Genomic DNA, 20,142 nt, shown 5'->3' on the forward strand with positions numbered 1-20,142 from the left:
GATAACTGTGCGATTTTTGGACATCAGCCTGTAATTGTTTTGGCCCAAATAATTTCCATACTAATTTACTATCTGAAAGTAGATGCGTGTTATTGATCAATGGATCGATTAACGCCGCCAATGAATCTGGATTTTGCGTCTCCAATATCCCGTCTAGATCATCCACTAAGATATAGAGTCGATCAAGACCAATTGATATCAAACGGGGCACTAGCTCTTGCAAAATGATTTCTTGCAGATTGGTCAAGTTTCCCCATTGTGGCAAAACACCAGAATGATCAGGAAATAATTGTTCTAACTTAGGTTGATAGTATTGTGGTAGAAAATGGATGAGAAAAGCATACCACCATAGTTTGTTGTGAAAACAGGAGTCACTTGAAGCATTCTTATTGTCTAGTGACCAGGTGTTTTCCAAATAATTGATGACTGCACGAGCAATCTGGCGTAACAACGGGTATTTATGGTCATTAAGCCGTATTCTACGGTTTTTAGGTATCTCAAACTGGTTGTAAACAACAGACAGAAATTGTTGGTCTTCACTTGCGATTTTCTTTTCTAAATAGCGTCGCCAAGCGGTCTTGCCACTACCCGGTGGAGCAAGCAAAATGCTTGACTGATCGAGATTTAACACTTTCTCACTATTGGGGAAATCAACCCATGTTGCTTCTAAAAACTCATCAGGCGCTTTTTCGCCGTGCGGGTAAGTAAATGGGTCACTGATAAAACCAAGCCGTTTGTAGGCATCTTCATAGCTGCTCACAATATGCACCTTCAATTTTCAACAACTTCGTGATTCAACAACTGGAACCCTTGTCCCCGTATTGTTCTTAGGTAAATAGGATTAGCCGTATCATCTCCTATTTTCTTGCGTAAGCGAATCACGGCCGCATCCATTGCGCCTTCTGTGGCAGGATCGTCACTTCCCCAAACGGCCGTTGCTAATTCATCTCGCGTACATTTCCCTTCGCCCCTGACCAGAGCTTCAACTATTTTATATTCCGTCGGCGTTAGCGGAATAACTTTCGGTCCCAAGCGCAACAGTTTTTCGGCCAGATTGAGTTGCAGGACAAGTGGAAACTTGATTTGCAGTGCCCTTTCCGCCTCTGCCCAATCGCCTAAATCTAAGCGCCCTTTACCGCCATGACGTTGAAAATGGGCCTCAAAAAGCAAACGGCCGGCCATAATCAAGCGACGTGGTGAATTTTGCGCTTTGGACAGCATGGCTTTTTCGATTTTCTCCCCAACCGACTCGGACGTGCGGCCGTTTTCGACGCATATGGCCGCCAGGTCCGGAACCTCGGGCGTACCCGTGATAGGGTGAGCGCTATAACTGCTCAACCGCTCATCAAGTAATCGTTTAAGACGATCCCCATCCCATTTGAGCGTGACCGCATATTCTGCCAACCTATCTTCTTGTCGTACTGTTGGCCGTTTCCACAACACATTACGAGTTTCTTCCGAGAGAAAAAACTTGAATGCGGTCCCTGGCATTTCCATGACTGGCAAATGGGCTAGCAATGGCTCTAAAATATCGGCTTGTGCTTCGGGGTTATCGGCCAATTCGACCGTTTCATCTAAGCGGTCTAATAAAAAGTGAACACTGGTAAACCCGGCTTTCCTTACCAGATCTGTAAAATCGGCCAGCAAAGATTTAGGGCTGCTGGCCGTCGACTCCGATGCCGAAATACTCCGAAAATCATTCAGATCTGCAAGCAGCAGCAGCAATTCATTAGCTGGTAACTGACAATCAGTAACAAACTGGCGTAACTGATTCTGTAAAACAGCCGTATCAAACTGCTTCCAATCAAACGAATCGGGGTCAACACCATAGAGGGAAAATAACTGACCTATTTTCTCTGCGCTTAAGACTACTGGGCAATATGTGTGGAGAAGGCGAGCAAAATGTATTCTAATCGGAGGCGTCAACTCTTTAGTGCGGGAGAACCGATAAGCAAGGTCGCTGGCAGATATAGTCTGGCTAGATTGAAGGCTATCTTCAATAAAAATGGTGTCGAACAAAGCTTTCATGCCCATAGGTAGCAGCCAGTGCATATACTGGCTGATGGTTAGCGGCCGTTGCCTATGCCAATGCTCAATCAATAAATCAAAATCAGTACATTCTACCGCTAAAATAGAGGCACCGGGAGACCAAGGTGCCCCATAGCTTGCTAACATTATTCGGAGTGAGCTTTTGCCCCCCCCACGTGGAGCAAAGACAATGGCTGTTTGCTCCCCTTTAATGAGATCGTAGCTCTCGACATCTACAAAAAAAGTGGGTAACAAAGCTCGTTCCCTATCTGCTTCATTGGTGGCAAAAGGATTGCCATGATGGAACCCTAGGGATTGCAGCCATTCACCGATTACTGTCGAATCAACCATCGATTCCACTACCATCGTGATGCATATTTACTTTGAAAGGAAGTATGCATCCCATTTTCGATCAAGCGGGCAACATTCCAATCCTATCAAAAAACGTTTATTTATCAGGTAAATGTTTCTCATTTGTAGTTCAAACTCGTTTTTTTGTCTCCAATTTGTCAGGCACAGGCGCATCAATTCGGTTAGAATGAAATTATACGTTGATTTCGACGATAGAACTAAAAACAAGGACACTCAATATCTATTGGAGGTTCACCATGAACAATAATACAAAACTTAGAGTTCCACTAGATCAGGCATCTGCCTATCCGCGCCCCCCACCAATGCTGGTCAATTTGCTTCAAGCTTATCTTTTTCCTAAATGCCCTCATCAGTTTTTCTGGTGAGGGCGTTGCTATCTTAACAGTACGGAAATCAGCCATTCCGTACATGATTATGGTAAACTTATGGCATGGAAAACAGTCACCTCTCCCCCTCTCTTGCTCCCCAATCGCAAAACATCTTGCACGTTCTGCAAAACGCCAATCTGGCTGAATCAACCCGCCAAAAATATATCCGGGTCGTCGAAAGCTACCTGGCAACTGGCGGCAGCCTGACCGATGCTCCGGCTCTAGCCGCTTTTGCAGCTACCATTTCCCGGTCACGGCGTGGCCATCTCAAATCGGCCGTGCGCAAATGGACGGAGGTGATGGCAACGGCCGTTAAAAGCCAGGCCACTCCCGACAATATCCAGGTCACTCAGGCTACCTTGCTCCGCTTTGAAGCGCTGCAAGACAGCATCCAGGTTTCGGCCGCTAAAGGACAGAAGGCCCACAGTTGGTTGTCGCAGGCCGAAGTGAAACGCTTGCTGTCTCTGCCTGATACGCGCACACGCCTGGGTCGCCGCGATAAAATTGCTCTCGGGCTGTGCGTTGCCGCCGGGCTGCGCCGGGAAGAAGCGGTGACGCTGCAGTTTGCTGATTTGCTACACCTGCCGTCAGGCAAGACGTATCGGACTGTGATTAATGTTCGGGGCAAAGGGGCGAAAGATCGGGCTGTGCCCATTCGGGCGACGCTGGCCGCCGACATTGCTGTCTGGGGCCAGGAGATTGGCGCGGATGGCTATCTGCTGCGTTCGTTGGGTCGGGGAAATGCGGTAGGGGAGTCATTAACGGCCGTTTCCCTCTTCCTGCATCGTCGCTAAATACGGTGGGTACATTGGCAAGCCGGAGTTGGCGCCCCATGATTTACGCCGTACTTATGCCCAACTTGGCTACGAAGCGGGCGTGCCGGTGACGCAAATCAGCACCCTGTTAGGTCATTCCAGCCTGGAGACGACGATGCACTATCTCAATCTGGGGTTGGATTTGCAGACGACGGTGAGTGACTTTGTCCCATATGAAAGAGTAGGTGGCTAATCGTTGTAAACTGCCGTTATACATTCTGCATTGAGGACTGGTTGGCAGAGCTTCACGAACCGGTCATGGTGCAGAATGCTGCTCCTATTTTTCCTACCGCGATCTGCTCTGATTATCAGGATATGTCGTTCGCACTCTTGTGCTGCCACATTTCTATGAAACGAAATGGAAACGGCACTACGGTATAGTTGCGGTGACGAATAAAATTCACCTCTAGCAGTGGGAAAAATCGGTCGAACAATTGGTTGTGCAATCCATTCGGCTCTCGATTTCCCTGGTGGACAATGATACATCGAGGCGTATGACCCTTCTCCTGTTCTTCAGGATTAGTGTCTTTCACACCAGCGACATAATGGCCTGAATCCGGCGCATACCAAATGCCCTTATACACCGAAAAAAGATGATCTTCTCGCACGCTTTCTAATGGTAGGTTAACCCACTCTTTCAGATACTTTCTGTATTTCTGGGCACTGGAAATACCCAGTACGTTGAAGAAGCCGCCATTTTCGACCACTATTGTGCCGCGTTCATCTCTAATATGTTTACCGTATTGCGTTTTCAGATCAATGTAGGAAATTGCGGCTTGTCGGATTTCTTGGTCTAGAAATTCTGCATAAGCCTGCAATTGTGTCGCATCAAATAAGGGAGTATCCAACTGGGACGGATAAAAATCTTTGATCGATCTTGGTTGTTCCAACGCCTCAAGGCGTTCCTGAATGATCGCATCTTCGTTTAGAACACGGCCGTTTCCTTCCAAAATCTCCCACACAAAATCCCGACTGATGATAAACGGCCGTTTTGTAGCGCTTTCAATATCTTTCGGTTCAGGCATGCCTTTATATTTTTGCTTTTGGGCCGAAGGGAGTAACACATCATCCAGTAAATCCCAACCGGTGTACGCCCTAACAAAGGTAGATGCTGCCTCAAGATTATTGGCGACAGCCATAAAGTGCAAATCACGGCCGTCGAAATAGACCAGCGCTTCCTTGTAGAGGAAAACCATATCGGCCATCATCTCGACTTGCGGCAAGCGGGGTAGGACATTCTGGGGAAACATCGCCACATCTTTCAGGAGAAGCTGATTGCGGCAGACTTCAATCCGGGTTTTTATGTCGCCAGTCGTTGGCACGCCATAAGACAGATATTCTGCTGCTGACCAGGGCCGTGATTTTTGGCGTTGGGCCTCTTTTTGCCGAATCTTGCTATTGTTGTTGACATTCATCGTCTGTTTGACAACGTCAGGATGCTGTGCGTAAAAGTCGGCTTTACTGTCTTGCCAATCCTTCAAAATGCCGGTTTCAGAATCAAACTCGTCACCATCATAGTCTTGAAGGCGCAGTACCCAATCGCCTGGCTGCAAATCGGCCTCCGGTTTCACTACAAAAAGCGTATCGTGATCGGTTACTGTTTCATTGGCAACAGCGCAGAAACGGGCGGCAAAGTCGTCGGGCTGACGTCTGGCGTTCAGGCGGTCATCAACAATGTAAATTGGCTTTTGCTCAGGCGGCAACTGGCGCACTTTCATTGCAGCCGTGGATTTGGTATGCACTGGCTGCATAGACAATCGTTTTTGCTGGAAAGGCAACCCTAACCCGTTCAGATAGGCGGCAAATTTGGTGATGAAATCGTTGAGTAGATAGGATCTGGTTTGCCGCAAAGCGTGCAGGTTCTTGGTGGAGTGGAAGGTGAGGCTGGCGCGATTGGTGCGGCTACCTTCAAATAGCTCGTAGATGCCTTCCCTGAGTTGTTCCCGCGTTAGTTGATCGGGCTTGAGCTGCTTGAATATGGCCATGCCGTCTTTGTAAAAACGGCCGTAGTAAACCCTGTTCTTTCGCTTCCAGTCGTTAATCGCATCGAATTCAGATAATCGCAATTTTCGCAGCCGCGTTGCCTGATCAAAAAAAACAAACTCATCTTTTTGCCAGTCATGAGTCAGCTTGACTTTCAAACCCGTGACAAAATCCTTATCGGCCGTTGCCCAGAGGAAAAAGTCGGCGTTGCTCACGAAACGGCCGTCTACCTGAAAGAAATCAGCCAAAAGCAACTTCAAAATCTGCGGCAGCAATTCCTCATCCTGCACGTTGACAACCGAGCAAGACAACGGTCGCCCTTCGTATGAAAGCGCGGCTACTTCGTCAGGGCTGTCATATTTAACGTACAGATGCGAGCCATAGGTATGTAGATAGCAGGGATGGTCGCTTTCCCGCTTGTACCAGTTGTGCATACTGCCGTAATATTTGGAAAGACTTTCTCCCCATTCCCTACGACGCACATCGTAGCGAACAATGTGACAGTTCTGGCGTAACTGCTCCCAATCTATTGCTCCCCGGTTAATCGTCAAAATGGTTGTGGGGACCGCTCTGGCGTTATCCATGCTCTTTTTTGTCATCGTTAGCTCCTTCCATTTCTCGGTAAACCGCTTTGACCTCATTGACCCAATCCACAAAATCAGGCCGCCATGCCTGGGGATCGTGGTGGTCAATGACCCCTTGAATGATCGTGATGGCGCTGTCGCGGAAACAATACGGCCGTACCGGATTTAGCTGCGCATCCCACCCTTCGTTGGGATGGTTTTCGCCGGCCGCCACATTGATAAATACCAGCTTCACGTCTCGATTACCTGTTTGGGCTGCCAGGTATTCCCATTTTTTCTGGGCGGCGGCCAGGAAAGCGGTCGCGTTTAGTTTTTCATCGTAGGCCGGGTCGTCTGGACCGGCAGCAAAACGATACAAGGTGGTCCACTGGCTGTAATTTTTGGCGTCCAGGTAAATGGGCAAACCCTGCAACTGCATATCGGCAATTTCAAACAGTGCTGGCGGGCAGTCGCGCTCATGGGCCACGGGGATGTGGTGATGTAGCAGCGCTGCCTTCAAAGCCGCCTCGCCCACCGCACCAGCCAGGATGTTTTGCTGGATGTAGGGTGTGAAGAAGAGGTTCTGATTGGCCGGTTCGTAACGCAGGCGGTAATTGTGGGTGCGGAAGAACCACTCAATCGTCGGGTTCTGCCTGTATTGGCGGTAATATCGGTTCAGGCTGTACCGCTTTGTGGCCTGGCTCGGCTGGCGATGAATCTTCTGCGCCTCCCAATCAATGAGCAGCGTATCGCCATCTTGCAGCAGCGCCGTTTCCAGAACGAATTCGCGCCCAAAGTCCACGGCAACACGCTGGGTCTGACCGCTGGGTAAGTGGACGACCTCAATGGCCGCCTCGAAATGGTAATCCTGTTTCAGAACAGCCTCACGGATGCGCCACCAAAGGTCCATCACTTTTTGCGCGTCGCCTGGCGTATACGCACCGCTGCGGACGCCGTTGACCAATTGCAGCAGCCGGTCAGTTATTTGCCGGACGCGCTTTTCTGGCTCGGCAAACGACTCATATTGCAGTTGGTTGACAACAGCCCGGCGCAGATAGGCTTTCTCAATCTCCTGATATAAGGTTAGGATAAGCGATGAGGTATATGCTTCCCGCGCCAGACGATTTTCGGCAATGACCCCAGGCGCAGTCAGATATTGCTCGAAAACACCCAGGACATCGGATCGCCCGGCCGCCAGGCGAATCTCAATGGGCGGCATTTGCTGCCACTGCCGGTCAACCCGCCCTAACGCCTGGTGGAAGACTGCAATCTGGTTAAGCAGGTAATCCGGAGTAGACTTATACCGGGCGTTGACGTCGGCAATGTTCAATTCCCGCAGCGCCGTAACAAAATGGCTCTCGGAAATTTGGAAGTTGTGATACAGCTTCCAAACCTGCCAGATGAACATCTTTTCTTTGTCCACGTCGTCACTGCCGTCTGAGCCGCTGAAATAGAAATGAGGGGCCTCCAGCAGGTGGATGCCTTCTAAATCATAGCCTGACCCGTATGTCGTCTCTTCGCCGTATCTGTGCCATTTCAGATTGACGCCGTTGGCAGCCGTGGGATAGGTCGTAACGACAACCAGGGGCACATCCGGTTCGACCTGTTGGAAAGATTGGTCTGCCATTTCCCGGCCTTTGGCGGCGTCCAGGAAGATGACCTGGCACGGCCGTCCTTCAATTGTCACCCTGTATTCACGTGAACGGCCGTCGCCCAGCCTATCAACAACCAGATACGACCGCATACTGTCATAGAACGAGGGCGGCAGCCCGTTGTCGCGTCGGAACAGCTTTTCGATAAAGGTGAACGAGTTCAGAAAGACCAGGTGGGCCTGATTGTTGCTTTCGTGGGCAATCCAGCGAGCGGTTTCCAGGAAGAGGCTGAGGGCGTGCTGGCGATACACCACCGCTGCTTCTCTGGTGTTTTCTTCCTCTTCCCGACTAAAAAATTGTTCCTGGGCCAGTTGATCCAGGGCATAGGAGAGCGCGTGAGACCTGGGCAGTTCGTTGGCGATGCTTAACATCACTTGGTAGTTGCGTCTGGCTTCCTTTTGCCGTTTCAACCCGGCCACCAGTGCTTTGTCTTGCTCATCAAAAGGCAGGTAACGGCCGTATCGTTCCAGCCAGTTCATATCAAATGACTGAATGTATCGCTTGATGTCGCCAGTAGCGGAGAGGGCGAACAGCAGGTTAGCGTTGCTCAGCCGCCACAGCAAATATTCCGGCGTTACCGTCAGCTTCTTCTGCTCCAGGCGAATTTCGTCGGGCGTGGTGAAGTAGGCGCCGCGCACCAGGCGAAAGAAGTTGTACCCCTGATAATAGATGCTATCGGCGATGGCCGGATCGTGCCGTTCTGTGGCCAGACGCGACGGCCGCCGGTAAAAGCCATAATCGCTGATGATTTCCTGGTATCGCCCTGGCGTGTTGTCGTTTTTCTGGTCGTAGCATTGGTCAATCCAGCTATGCCACTCTGGAGTCAGTTCATCGGCCCACAGTTCGGAGAAGAAATCGAGAATGGCGTTGGCCGTTTGGGTGATGATGGTCATCAGCGGCCGGGCGCGCTTCGTATCTGATCCCGACCGGCGCACTACTTCCCAAATCTGGCCTTGTTCGCGCAGGTAAAAGGGGTTGGTCATGATTTGCACCCCTGATTGGAACACCGCCAGATGATTGCTGGGGAACTCTCCTTCACGCAGGGCAAAGTGACGAATTTGGGGGAAGCTGATGCCCTCCTTTTGGCAGTCGGCCTGTAGCTTGTCAATGATCTGGACGGCTCGCTCTTTGGCTTTGGCGCGGCGTTCTGGTTCGCCTGGAACAGGGTTCAGGTGACCCAACTGCCGCTGCCGGCTCATTTCTTCGTAAAAGAGGCGCACAAACTCAAAGCTGTTCTGAATTTCCGGGCTGCGGCAGAGAAAGCTTAACATCTCTTTCTCCTGCATGTCGAATTCATCCAGAAAGATGATATTGTCTTCCAGGGAGAGGAGGCGTTCGCTGGTACGGCCGTTGAAAAAGCCATAGAGCAGCTTTTGCACCGTGACCAGCAACACCGGTTGCGCCGGGTTATACAGGAATTCCACATAGGGAAACAATCGCCAGATACCGGCGTCGCCCAGCAGCCGCCTTTGAGTCTCTGGCGGCAAATCCTTATGCGCCAGCCCCACTTTGAATAGATTTAGCAGTCGGTCGCAACGTTCGCGAAAGGCTGACTGCTGCTGCTCGTAGGCGGCATAGAAGCTGCTGCTTTTGAGTTGGCGTAAATTGGTTTGTTCCTGGCGTAGACTCTCAATCTGCTTTTCGACGGCCGTGCGCGAGCTGCCGGCTAGCTTGAAGAAGTCACAACCTTCCAACCGATTCAGGAAGTCGCCTTTATCCTGCCAGTCGAGAAAGGTGGCGACTACCTCCTCGTTGTTTTTCAGATAGACGAAGGAGATGCCCTTCTCTTGCAGGGCGTCGGCCATTTCACCGATGAGCAGGTGGCGGTGCGAGGTGTAGATGCAGCGTTTCTCTACTTGCCGCGCTTGCAGTTGGGCGATGACGGCGGGAATGGCGCTGGTTTTCCCCATGCCGGTTGGCCCGACGACGAGTTTGAGGCCGCCAAAGTCGTCACCCGACAACTGTTGGTCAATAACGCGCAGATAATATTGTTGATAGGATGATTGGTTTGGCTCCGGTTGAGCGTCGCTGGCCGCGACTGGTTGGGTTGCCAGGACGGGTGTTTGGTTCATGCGGTTAATCTGTCTCCTCCCACTGCCAGAAATAGTAGATATAGAGCAGCCCTTTTTCTGACACCTCATATTCACGCTGGATGAGGTGCAGGTCGTAGAGCCGCTTGAGGCGGTTGTTGGCGCTGTTGAGGGCCAGATCAAGTTCGTCGGCGAGTTCAGGGGCGGTGAGCGACGGCCGTTTTGCTACCATCGTTAGCGTCTCTTGCAAGTTGTCTTCTAAATGCCCTACCACTTGCCACTGCCCGTCGGGGGCGATGGACAAAAAGGCCAGCTTCAGCCGCTGCAAGCGGATAGCGGCGTTGATGTTATCAACTGAGTCCTGGGTCAGTTCGGCGAGCAAGAGGCGGCGACGGCCGTATTTACCATCCACTATCGCCTGCCCCAACTGGATGACCGCCTCGTCAGCAAAGGAAACGTCCATCACCTGACCGGCCGGGAATTGCAGGATGAGCGATCCTTCCTCTGGTACGTCTGCCAGTGCCGCGGTTAATCTGGCAAACGCTTGTTCTCCTTTCTCGCGGGTTACAAAAGCGGGCTGGTAATTCAATTCAGTCGCCAATTTGTCCATCTCTACTATCATTCTTCACTCTTCATTCATTTTATATGTGGGTTCACAAAAAGTATGTGAATTCATGTCAAAAAATATATCATGTCCGACGCAAGCTGTCAATCCTTTAATGGCGCGCGGAATTCAACGACGACTTGTGTGCCTGGCATAGGAGTCAGATCGGTGAAAGGGTAACGGCGATTCGGGCCAAAGCTGCGGATAGCGGCCGTTTCTGACCGTAACCAGACGTAGCCACCCTCTTTGGCTACCGTTTCCTCTACTGTGCGCAGACCTAACCCGCCGCGACCGGTATGACGTGAGGTACGGCCGTCCATAGCCGCTTGAATATATTTCACCGGTTCGACACCCAATTCCGGATATTTGGCAGCCAGACTGCCGCGAATGCCCCGCCCCATATCCCCGGCGGCCAGCACCACTTCCACTTCGCCCCGCGAAATGTACTGATACCGCTGGATGAGAACGAAGCCATGGGGGTCGCCGCTGTGCTGATAGATATTGCTACACAACTCGCTGATGACTTTGAGCAGACTGCCCAGGTTGGGAAGTTGCAGCCAGCGGCTAAAAATCGCCTCAGCCCGCTCCATGACCTTGGCCACGTCGCCAGCGTTGGTGATTGGCGTCAACTCCAACAAATTGGCCGTTTGGGGATTGCGGTTCCAGTGAAATTCTGCTAATACTTCTTCGCCCAGTTGCAGCCATTCTTTTGCCACAGTAAAAAGGTTGACTCGCTTTAGATAGGCGAGTAAATCAGGATTGAGATTGACCAAGCGAACTGGGCGGCTAGTTTGTTCGGTGATGCGGCGTGCCGCCAACACCAGCATCATAAGTCCCATTGGCCTTACAAAATCGATCTTAGATAGATCAAAAACCAATTGTGTGGGTGCTTCAGTTTTTGGTCTTTGATGAAAAGAGTCAGTTGATACAAAGTCATCACCAAGACTTTCAAGCAGGAATATGCAAATCATCTGAAGTTGTTCCGCGATATTGAGAAAGAGTGAATTACGTTATTCCCACCTAACGTGCGGCCGTTGATCTTTACAAACAGCAAGTAAATCTGCTACACGATCTTGACGTTCTATATAGATTATCAATTCTCGTGTCTTGTCCACTTTTCCTGCTCCTGGTAGGGATTCATAGTCCATCCCCAAAATAAAACACAAGTCCTGCAATTCATATAAAGAAAAATGCTTGTTAATTAAATCTGCTATATTTACCAGTTTTCGACGTGATTCTCTACCAGGAAACGATTGTACAGTGGTGGCATAATCTCCGATGGCGGAATCTTGAGAGCCTATAATGGTTGTCTTATACTGTGATCCAGTTACTACATCTCCAATGACACCTCCTTCTTTATCGCGGATAGCGTCTTGTATCGCTTGTATTTGCGTTCTCAATTCATCAGCATGACGCTCCAAGCGCATCCGGTTTGCGGCACTCAGCTCAAAATCTCTTTGCTTATATACAGCGTGCAATTCTTCGGCTAGTTCTATCCGACGATTTTCTAAAGAATGGCGTTGCTTGTCCTTGATAATTGGCTTCTTTCCACTTATTTGTAAAGAATTGATATTTTCTCTTATAGCTCTAGTGTTAGGGTGGTTTAGACCAAGTGATTTCTGAGAGATGGAAAAAGCTCGCTCGTAATAGAATTTTGCTTCATCATCGTTGTCCATCGCTTGCAACAATAAGCCTAGATTGTTAAGAGTGGTAGCAACATCAGGATGATCAGGACCCAGTGCCTTTTCAAAAATATGAAGCGCCCGTTCGTAACAAGGTTGTGCTTCTTGATAATTCCCCATACCCCGTAACAGAAGTCCTAAATTGCTGAGACTAAGCGCTATATAAGGGTGATCAGGGCCAAACGCTTTCTCATTGATGGCTAGCGCGCGTTCGTAATAGGGCCGGGCGTCGGCCAGTTGGCCCATGGCCTGGAGGAGGTAGCCGAGATTATTGAGGCTGCGGGCGGTGTCGGGATGGGTGGGGCCGAGGGCTTGCTCGCGGATGGCTAGCGCGCGTTCGTAATAGGGCCGGGCGTCGGCCAGTTGGCCCATGGCCCTCAGGAGGACGCCGAGATTGTTGAGGCTGCTGGCGGTGTCGGGATGGGTGGGGCCGAGGGCTTGCTCGCGGATGGACAGGGCGCGTTCGACATAGGGCCGGGCGTCGGCCAGTTGGCCCATGGCCTGGAGGAGTGCGCCGAGATTGTTGAGGCTGCTGGCGGTGTCGGGATGGGTGGGGCCGAGGGCTTGCTCAAAGATGGCCAGGGCGCGTTCGTAATAGGGCCGGGCGTCGGCCAGTTGGCCCATGGCCTGGAGGAGGTAGCCGAGATTGTTGAGGCTGCTGGCGGTGTCGGGATGGGTGGGGCCGAGGGGCTTGCTCAAAGATGGCCAGGGCGCGTTCGTAATAGGGCCGGGCGGCGGCCAGTTGGCCCATGGCCTGGAGGAGGTAGCCGAGATTGTTGAGGCTGCTGGCGGTGTCGGGATGGGTGGGGCCGAGGGCTTGCTCTCGGATGCCCAGGGCGCGTTCGTAATAGGGCCGGGCGGCGGCCAGTTGGCCCATGGCCTGGAGGAGTGCGCCGAGATTATTGAGGCTGCGGGCGGTGTCGGGATGGGTGGGGCCGAGGGCTTGCTCTCGGATGCCCAGGGCGCGTTCGTAATAGGGCCGGGCGGCGGCCAGTTGGCCCATGGCCTGGAGGAGTGCGCCGAGATTGCCCACGCTGCTGGCGGTGTCGGGATGGGTGGGGCCGAGGGCTTGCTCTCGGATGCCCAGGGCGCGTTCGTAATAGGGCCGGGCGGCGGCCAGTTGGCCCATGGCCTGGAGGAGTGCGCCGAGATTATTGAGGCTGCGGGCGGTGTCGGGATGGGTGGGGCCGAGGGTCTGCTCGCGGATGGCCAAGGCGCGTTCGAAATAGGGCCGGGCGGCGGCCAGTTGGCCCATGGCCTGGAGGAGTGCGCCGAGATTGCCCACGCTGCTGGCGGTGTCGGGATGGGTGGGGCCGAGGGCTTGCTCTCGGATGCCCAGGGCGCGTTCAAAATACGACTGTGCCCCCGCTAGGTCACCCATGTTTTGCAAAAGTAGACCTAAATTGTTAAGGTTGCTGGCAACTTCTGGGTGATGGGGGCCAATCGCTTTTTCATGAACTGCCAAACCGCGTTCATAATAGGGGCGTGCCTCAGCGTAGTTACCCATGGATTGTAAGAGATTGGCCAGGTTGTTGAGGCCGGTTGCTGTATCCGGATGGTCAGGACCAAGCACCTTTTCTCGGATGGCCAAGGCACGCCCCAGGTACGGTCGTGCCGCTGTGTAGTTCCCCGTAGCCTGCAATAAAGCTCCCAGATTATTCAGGGTTATAGCAGTTAATGGATGTTCCGAGCCTAGTGTCTTTTCAGCTGCAGCCAGGGCACGTTCAAAGTACGGCCGTGCTCCTGTATAGTCGCCTACAACGATTCTTAAATACAATCCTACTGTATTGCTTAATGATGCAACTGCTTCTCCTTCTACTTTATATTTCTCTGCCCAATCTGTTACGGTACGCAAATGGGGAAGCAGTTGGCCTGTTGCTCTCCAGGTACGTAAATCATATACATCCAGATCATAAACGACATTCAATAAATCGGCGCAAATCTGCACCCACCTGGCTGCTTCCTGGAATTTCAACCTGTCCCGCGACATAGCCTGAACAAGGGAATGAATGGATATCACGTCATCAGTTTGGACAAAGACAGAGGTTCGAATCAGGATATCCAAAGCCCCATTCCATTTGGATTCATCAGTTAGAACCGGAATTAGCGCTGCATCTATTTGAGATGAATCTAGTTTTTTAAACGCATTTAGCGGTAGGTTTTCTGAGGCGAGGAAACTGCACAACGACAATAGGGGTGATGCTCCCTCTGTTTCATTTAGCTGCTCAAAAGTGATTTGCCAGATCGCATTCAACGTGGATGAGAGGGCATCTGTTGCTTCGCCTGCAGCAGAGGTTCCTTGGCGATGCGTTTTGAGCAAATTCAAATAAGTGGCAATATCCGTTCGATTCGCTGACATATAGGCTGCTGCCAATTCCAGCGCAAAAGGCAAATGACCCAATTCGATTGCCAAATGTTCCAGGAAAACAGATATTGCCTCTTGTACTAATAAATCCGATCTTTCTGCTTCCAATTCCTCCAAAGCAATTTCACCTGCATTGCCCTCTTCGGCTGCTTCATTTGATTTCTTATCCTTGATAACAGACCCCAATAAATCATCAGGGATAGCAAAGCATTCTTCCGGCAATCTTGCCTGCAGAAATTCAATAGCCTCTTCTGTTGTAAACACATCAAGCTCTGCAATATGAAAATCACTGGGCCATACTGGGCTACGAGATGTTACTAAGACTTGACCGTGCCCCGACAAAGGCAGGTAATTGGCGATTTCCGATGGTGTCAAGTCTGCGTTGTCAATAACTAAGAGCCACTGGTGATCTGTTTGTCTTAACCAATTTAAAACAGTTTTTGCCTGCTCGGTTAAATCACCTGATAAACTGTCTAAATTCAATGCTCGACCCAATTCCATATAGGAATTTAACAGATTTTGCAGGTTGTCAGCCGGTAACCACCAAACAAAATCATAATTATCCCGATTCCGATAGGCGTATTCTAACGCTAACTGAGACTTACCAACTCCACCTAAACCAATAACACACCCTAGAGAGGTAGTGTCCTCTTGGAATGTAAACTGTTGCTCTAGATGAAACAGTATTTCTTCCCTGCCTGTGAAAAAAGCGGTGCGTGCAGGTAAATTATGCAGAGTCGGTTTAGGTAGTGTGGATACAACGGTTTCAGGTTTGAGTTTAGTAGCTTTTACACCTCCCTTAGTAGCCCAAACGATGTTAATATCCGGCAAGGTCACTTGATGAAGAGGCATGCCTTGCTCGCTAATCAAAGTAACTGCCATTGCACCAGATTGGAGTTGTGTGGCAGCGGTCAGTAGGAAGGTAGCCGGAGCGTATGATCCGCCAAAACGATTTAGAATGATAGCCGGCTTCCCTAAGGCTTCATGTGTGAATAATGGTTCCGTGTCAAGGATGCAGTACAGGGCATACTCCTCCTCTGTATACGGCCAGTCTTTCCCGCTCTTGTCTATGTCGGTCTCTACGTCAATTGTCATCAGATACGTCTGGCCTACTTCCGCTTCGTGTGGGTAGCTGATGAGGGCTTTGATAGCCACCTCGCGCTGTTCGGTATTAATCATCGCCAACCTCTCCTATCTGCGCAGGGGAAAGGTGCAGATACGCCAATGGATTACCATAGTAGACGTACATGAACGCGTACAAAACCTTTTCGTCTTCTTCTCCCAGGTACTTGGTTACAATTTGGGCGCGAAAATCGCGCAGTCGCCGGGCCAGGGAGATGCCTACCGCTGCTTCTTCTGGTTGTGGCAAAATGAATTGGGCCACTTCCAGGGTGAATTTCGCGTTTACCGGGCCGGATGTGCCGATGTAGGCGCTGGCAAAATTCGCCAGAATCACTTCATGCAAACCAAGATATTCTTTGGTGCTGACGCGATGCCAGCGGGCTGAATTACAAGCGTTGACAAAGAACACGGGGCGCTTTGTGTGGCAAGCAGGTATTCCGCTGAGTTTGAAAAGCAAAATTCGCCCTGTGGGATTGTCTCGATGTCCCAAACCCGTTTGAAAAATTTCATCGTGAACAAACGTGCCATGAGAACCGATGTAAACCATCCCCGTATCATGTAGCGCTTCTAGTTTTTGGTATAAGGCGCTGTTGTTGGGCAGAGGTCTATTCGCCAGCCTTTGGAGCAATTTTTTTTCTTCATCGTAGAGATGATTTTCAAACGGGTCAATGTAGGCGACCGTCTGGCCGACATGATGTTCTTCACATACAGAAACAAAGAAATCCCTTTTTGTTTGTACATTACGAAAGACACCCCAACGCACCACAGAAATGTTAGCGCCCAGATATTTGTCGCTGCCAGACCTATCGCCAGAAAAAGGATACAGTTCCCAGGGAACTTCGTAATCGGTTAGATCGGTGATGATCAATACCAGTTCTTTGCCATGCTGGTCGTACAACCTGTCCAACCATTGGGTTAACGCACTTGCCGAGTAGGTAAAAAAATGTTCGATGCGCCCAATCATGGCGCCGGCGAAAAATCTCACATCGGCAGGTAAGCTGCCTGATATGAAATTCCCAAGACTAATATTTGATGCTACTTCAAATGTAGGGACTGTAAAGGTGTGCCCTTTGTAGTGCCCCCATCCAACCAGGCTAATCTCTCGATCACCCGGCGCTTTAGACACGTACAAGAAGGCAGTTTTCTCCGGGCGTTCAATAGCCGGGTTGATGCGACATTTCTCGGCCAATGTCGTATCTATCGGATTATAAGTCCCTGCCAACTTGACCGGCTGTTTGAGAATAGCCACTCCAGATTTTTCGTATGCAAGACAAAGCGTGGCGTCTGTATCTGGCAGTGCGTCGGGCATGAGCAGGTCAAATTCGCACTGAAATTGCGTGGCATTCGCAGGCACCTCGCGGAATTGCGGCATCGGTTGGACTTCGTAAATGAGATCATTGCCGCGTTTCAAGGTGAGCCATAATGTGCGAGGAGAGGTGGTGAAGACACTTTTCTCATGTTGCGCCGTCGCCGGCTCTGTCCACACTTTTACCCGGTACTGTTTGCCCGGTTCCAGAAGAATGATGTTTGTCGATCCATCAGCCGAACCAATTTCCACAAGCTGCATGCGGAAATCAACGGCCGTATACGTAGGTCTTTTGGGCGTATCAGGCCGGTGACGAAAAGCGTCTTGCGTGGCATCGGCAATGGGGAAACCGTCGCTCACCTCAACTCCGCCTCCTTTACCGGCGGAATTTTTTCATGAACGGCCGCTAACGCGGCGGCCAGTTCACCCGGTAATTCAGCATGGTAAATGGGCTGCGGATCGAGCAAAATGGGCAGCACGCGTTTCAGGCTGTGGAATTCTCTGGCGACTTTCAGCGCGTCTTCAATGCCTTCCCGTCGCACTGGTCGCTGAATTTCGCCACGATGACTAGCGTCTAAAGGTACATTGCCGCGCCCATCGGTGAGGATCACGAAGCGGGTATGTTGGACCAGGTGACGGCCGTGCTCTTGCGCCTGCTGCAACATCTGGTAAGCCAACTCCAGCCCATGCGCCAGCGGTGTGGCCCGGCCTGGCGGCGCGGCTAATGCCTGGCCGATGCGCGGCGTCAGGATGCTGTTGGCCGTGACCTTCTGCGCCCGCAGTTCGTCAATAGCGTCGGCTACACCCACCTGCACAATGCCCACGCTGGCCCGCATCACATAGGCCCAGCGCAAATGGGGCAGCAGCGCTTCCTGCCACTGACAGTCGCGCAGGCTTGTGTAGTCGAGCAAGATTAAGAGCATCTGTTCGGCCGCCGGGGTGCGGCGGTGGCGACGTAAGTCACTGGGATAAATGCGTAAACGGCCGTCTCCCTCTCCCCCTTCTGGCTGGCGTACCCTTTGGTATAGAGCCGCTTCCAGGATGGTAGGTAGCAGCGCCAGGTCGTGTAATGAGTTGGTTGGTTGATCCCCGATCACCACGCCGCGATCAACGGACGTTGCCGTGTAACGGCGCAGCGGCAGGCGCAAAGCAAATAGTTCGCGCTCGATTGCTGCTGTATCTTCAGGATAAGGTGGTGGGGGCAAGGCGGGAGAGACCTTCTGAATTTCCGGCTCACCGGAATCATAGACGGGTGAAGAATCCGTAGAAGACGATGGGCCTGGCATGGTTTGTTGGTTATCGGGCAAACTATCCACACCGGCAAAATCCTGTGGTGTGCGCGCAGTGTCATCCTCCGCTGGCGCGGGGGGAGTGGCCGTGGGCGAGTCCTGGTTAGAAAGAGGTGAAGATAAGCCTATCAACCTGGCAGCCAGGCCGACATGCAATGCTTGCACCTCTTTGGCCTCCGACAGGCGAGCTTCCGCCACGCTTAACCGCGCCAGCGCCAGTTCGCGTCGAATGCCCACTGTTTTGGGTGAAATGTAGGTCAGAATGCTGGCAACGGCCGCATCCGTCATCACTGCCTGCTGTTTCACGGCCGTTTGAAGCGCATCATTGATCTCTTGGGGCAACTCATTTGACCCTATATCACCTAATTCTGGCAAAAATTCGTGTGTGTCTTGCAGCCAGGATAGTATGTCTGCGGGTTTCCGACCTGGATTGTCTTCTGGCGGGGTGAGGCGCAGTGAAAAGCGGTCTAGCAGGTGAAGCGAAACGCGGCCAACGTGCTCGCGGGCGCAGGCAGCTAGCCAGCAAATACGCGGCTGCCAGGCCGCGTCCTGACCGTGACGCTGCAAATGGGCAACGGGCGTGTCCAGTAGCAGAATACAGGTGCGGGCAGCAGCCAGATTGAGACGCGTTAAATCGGGAATAACCACCAGCAGCCAATCGGCTGATGCGCGGTTTTGCGTCAATAAGCCATCCTGCCAGTTTACGGTCAGGCCAGTTGACAAGGGGGACTTGCTATTGGCTTCTGGTAAGTCAGGTGTCAGACTGCCCCACAAGGCATCATCCAGGGCCGTGACGGCCAGGTTGACGACCTTTACCTTCGCGCCTGTCGTCGTTTGCAGCATGGCCTGAAAGAGAGGAACGGCCGTTTCCAATGTCTCAAACGAGGCATCAAAAACGAGCACTCGGCGAAGTTCTGGCTCAAGCGCCGCACAGGCTAGCCCGCGCAGTAAAGGATTGTCTAAAGTGAAAGGCGCGTTCATCAGTCAACTATGGTGCTTGTCAGGCGATTTCTGCCTGCTCAAAAAGCGATTGTAATTGTTTATCATCTTCTTCCGTCCACTCTTCACGGCGTGGGCGACGGTGCGCCAGTACAAAAGGCGCGACTCGTTGCAAGTGAGCCAGTGAGGTGGTATCCACGCCCTCGCGGGCAGCCAGGGCGCGCGCCGCCAAAGCCATCATATAATCACCGCGATGGCCGACCGCTTCAAACTTCTCGGCTATGGCAACACAACGCTGGCTAACTTCATCTGGCATATTAAGAGTATGGACTCTGGCTTTGGCTGCTTCCAACTCGTTTTTCTTTTTAGCATCTTCAGCACGGCCGTTGACAACAAACTCGTGCAGTTCCCCCTTTTCATACTGCGCCAGGGCGATGTCAAATCCCAATACTGTTTTCAATATCTTGGCGCGAGAGGCTGGCTTCGTTGTCACCTGCACCATCAGGCCGAAACGGTCACGCAGTTGTGGCCGCAAATGCCCTTCTTCCGGGTTCATCGTGCCCACTAGTAGAAAGCGGGTATCAACTGTTTTGTCTGCCCCCTGTCGTTGAATAGAGAGCTTCCCAGTCGCGGCTGTGTCCAGGATGATGTTGACGATATGGTCATCCAACAGATTGACTTCGTCAATGTAGAGAATTTTGTTGTTGGCCTGCACCAACAATCCCTCTTGCCATTCACCTTTGCCTTGCAACAGTTTATCCACAAAGTAACTACCCACCACCCGATCTTCGGTAGCATTAATGGGCAGCGTGATCGGCAGGCTGCCGTACATCATCTGCGCAAAGGCACGCACCATGGTAGATTTACCCGTACCGCGATGACCGCTGACCAGTACGCCGCCGATGCGGGAACCAGCAATGTAGGCCACTTCCAAAGCGAGCTTCAAGTCGTCTTGCTCCACAACTTTGCAGTAGGGCAAGAGGGGAATTTCCTTGTTTTTTGTTTCTTGTTCTTCTTGCATCTT

The 20,142-nt window shown here is 51.6% G+C and carries 12 protein-coding genes; 2 read left to right on the plus strand and 10 right to left on the minus strand.

The annotated features are described in order from the left end of the window. A partial coding sequence (locus tag IPM39_04430; protein MBK8985318.1) for a hypothetical protein occupies positions 1–760 on the minus strand: 760 nt, incomplete at its 3' end. 11 nt (positions 761–771) lie between these two features. Continuing rightward, complete coding sequence (locus IPM39_04435; protein MBK8985319.1) at positions 772–2,379, minus strand: winged helix-turn-helix domain-containing protein; 1,608 nt, start codon at positions 2,377–2,379, stop codon at positions 772–774. A 451-nt stretch (positions 2,380–2,830) separates the two neighbouring features. Between IPM39_04435 and IPM39_04440 the strand changes: the two genes are divergently transcribed. Beyond that, positions 2,831–3,562: a tyrosine-type recombinase/integrase gene (locus IPM39_04440; GenBank protein MBK8985320.1), complete on the plus strand. Its 732-nt coding sequence runs from the start codon at positions 2,831–2,833 to the stop codon at positions 3,560–3,562. Positions 3,563–3,590: 28 nt separating this feature from the next. Then, complete coding sequence (locus IPM39_04445; GenBank protein ID MBK8985321.1) at positions 3,591–3,776, plus strand: site-specific integrase; 186 nt, start codon at positions 3,591–3,593, stop codon at positions 3,774–3,776. Positions 3,777–3,891: 115 nt separating this feature from the next. Here IPM39_04445 and IPM39_04450 read toward each other — a convergent pair whose 3' ends face one another. The 8 genes from IPM39_04450 to IPM39_04485 all read right to left on the minus strand — a co-directional run bounded on the left by IPM39_04450 (position 3,892) and on the right by IPM39_04485 (position 20,139). Further along, positions 3,892–6,165, minus strand: coding sequence for a hypothetical protein (locus IPM39_04450; protein MBK8985322.1), 2,274 nt, complete (start codon positions 6,163–6,165; stop codon positions 3,892–3,894). Further along, positions 6,143–9,853, minus strand: coding sequence for a hypothetical protein (locus IPM39_04455; GenBank protein ID MBK8985323.1), 3,711 nt, complete (start codon positions 9,851–9,853; stop codon positions 6,143–6,145). The genes IPM39_04450 and IPM39_04455 overlap by 23 nt, the downstream gene beginning before the upstream one ends. Positions 9,854–9,857: 4 nt before the next feature. Then, on the minus strand, positions 9,858–10,433 hold the full coding sequence (locus tag IPM39_04460) for a hypothetical protein (GenBank protein ID MBK8985324.1): 576 nt from the start codon (positions 10,431–10,433) through the stop codon (positions 9,858–9,860). Positions 10,434–10,519: 86 nt separating this feature from the next. Further along, the gene (locus tag IPM39_04465; GenBank protein ID MBK8985325.1) at positions 10,520–11,245 is read right to left on the minus strand and encodes a sensor histidine kinase; all 726 of its coding nucleotides are present in this window, start codon (positions 11,243–11,245) and stop codon (positions 10,520–10,522) included. Positions 11,246–11,425: 180 nt separating this feature from the next. After that, the gene (locus tag IPM39_04470) at positions 11,426–12,796 is read right to left on the minus strand and encodes a tetratricopeptide repeat protein (GenBank protein ID MBK8985326.1); all 1,371 of its coding nucleotides are present in this window, start codon (positions 12,794–12,796) and stop codon (positions 11,426–11,428) included. 2,837 nt (positions 12,797–15,633) lie between these two features. Further along, positions 15,634–17,250, minus strand: coding sequence for a hypothetical protein (locus IPM39_04475; protein MBK8985327.1), 1,617 nt, complete (start codon positions 17,248–17,250; stop codon positions 15,634–15,636). Continuing rightward, positions 17,247–19,082, minus strand: a complete 1,836-nt coding sequence (locus tag IPM39_04480) for a hypothetical protein (GenBank protein ID MBK8985328.1) — start codon at positions 19,080–19,082, stop codon at positions 17,247–17,249. The genes IPM39_04475 and IPM39_04480 overlap by 4 nt, the downstream gene beginning before the upstream one ends. Positions 19,083–19,179: 97 nt before the next feature. Then, complete coding sequence (locus IPM39_04485; protein MBK8985329.1) at positions 19,180–20,139, minus strand: AAA family ATPase; 960 nt, start codon at positions 20,137–20,139, stop codon at positions 19,180–19,182. Positions 20,140–20,142 lie beyond the last annotated feature (3 nt).

The organism is Candidatus Leptovillus gracilis (assembly GCA_016716065.1).
GTDB lineage: Bacteria > Chloroflexota > Anaerolineae > Promineifilales > Promineifilaceae > Leptovillus > Leptovillus gracilis.

Coding starts and splice junctions, on each gene's coding strand:
- IPM39_04450 (MBK8985322.1), bottom strand. CDS start 6,165: ATGACAAAAAAGAGCATGGATAACGCCAGAGCGGTCCCCACAACCATT.
- IPM39_04440 (MBK8985320.1), top strand. CDS start 2,831: ATGGAAAACAGTCACCTCTCCCCCTCTCTTGCTCCCCAATCGCAAAAC.
- IPM39_04455 (MBK8985323.1), bottom strand. CDS start 9,853: ATGAACCAAACACCCGTCCTGGCAACCCAACCAGTCGCGGCCAGCGAC.
- IPM39_04460 (MBK8985324.1), bottom strand. CDS start 10,433: ATGATAGTAGAGATGGACAAATTGGCGACTGAATTGAATTACCAGCCC.
- IPM39_04465 (MBK8985325.1), bottom strand. CDS start 11,245: ATGATGCTGGTGTTGGCGGCACGCCGCATCACCGAACAAACTAGCCGC.
- IPM39_04485 (MBK8985329.1), bottom strand. CDS start 20,139: ATGCAAGAAGAACAAGAAACAAAAAACAAGGAAATTCCCCTCTTGCCC.
- IPM39_04435 (MBK8985319.1), bottom strand. CDS start 2,379: ATGGTTGATTCGACAGTAATCGGTGAATGGCTGCAATCCCTAGGGTTC.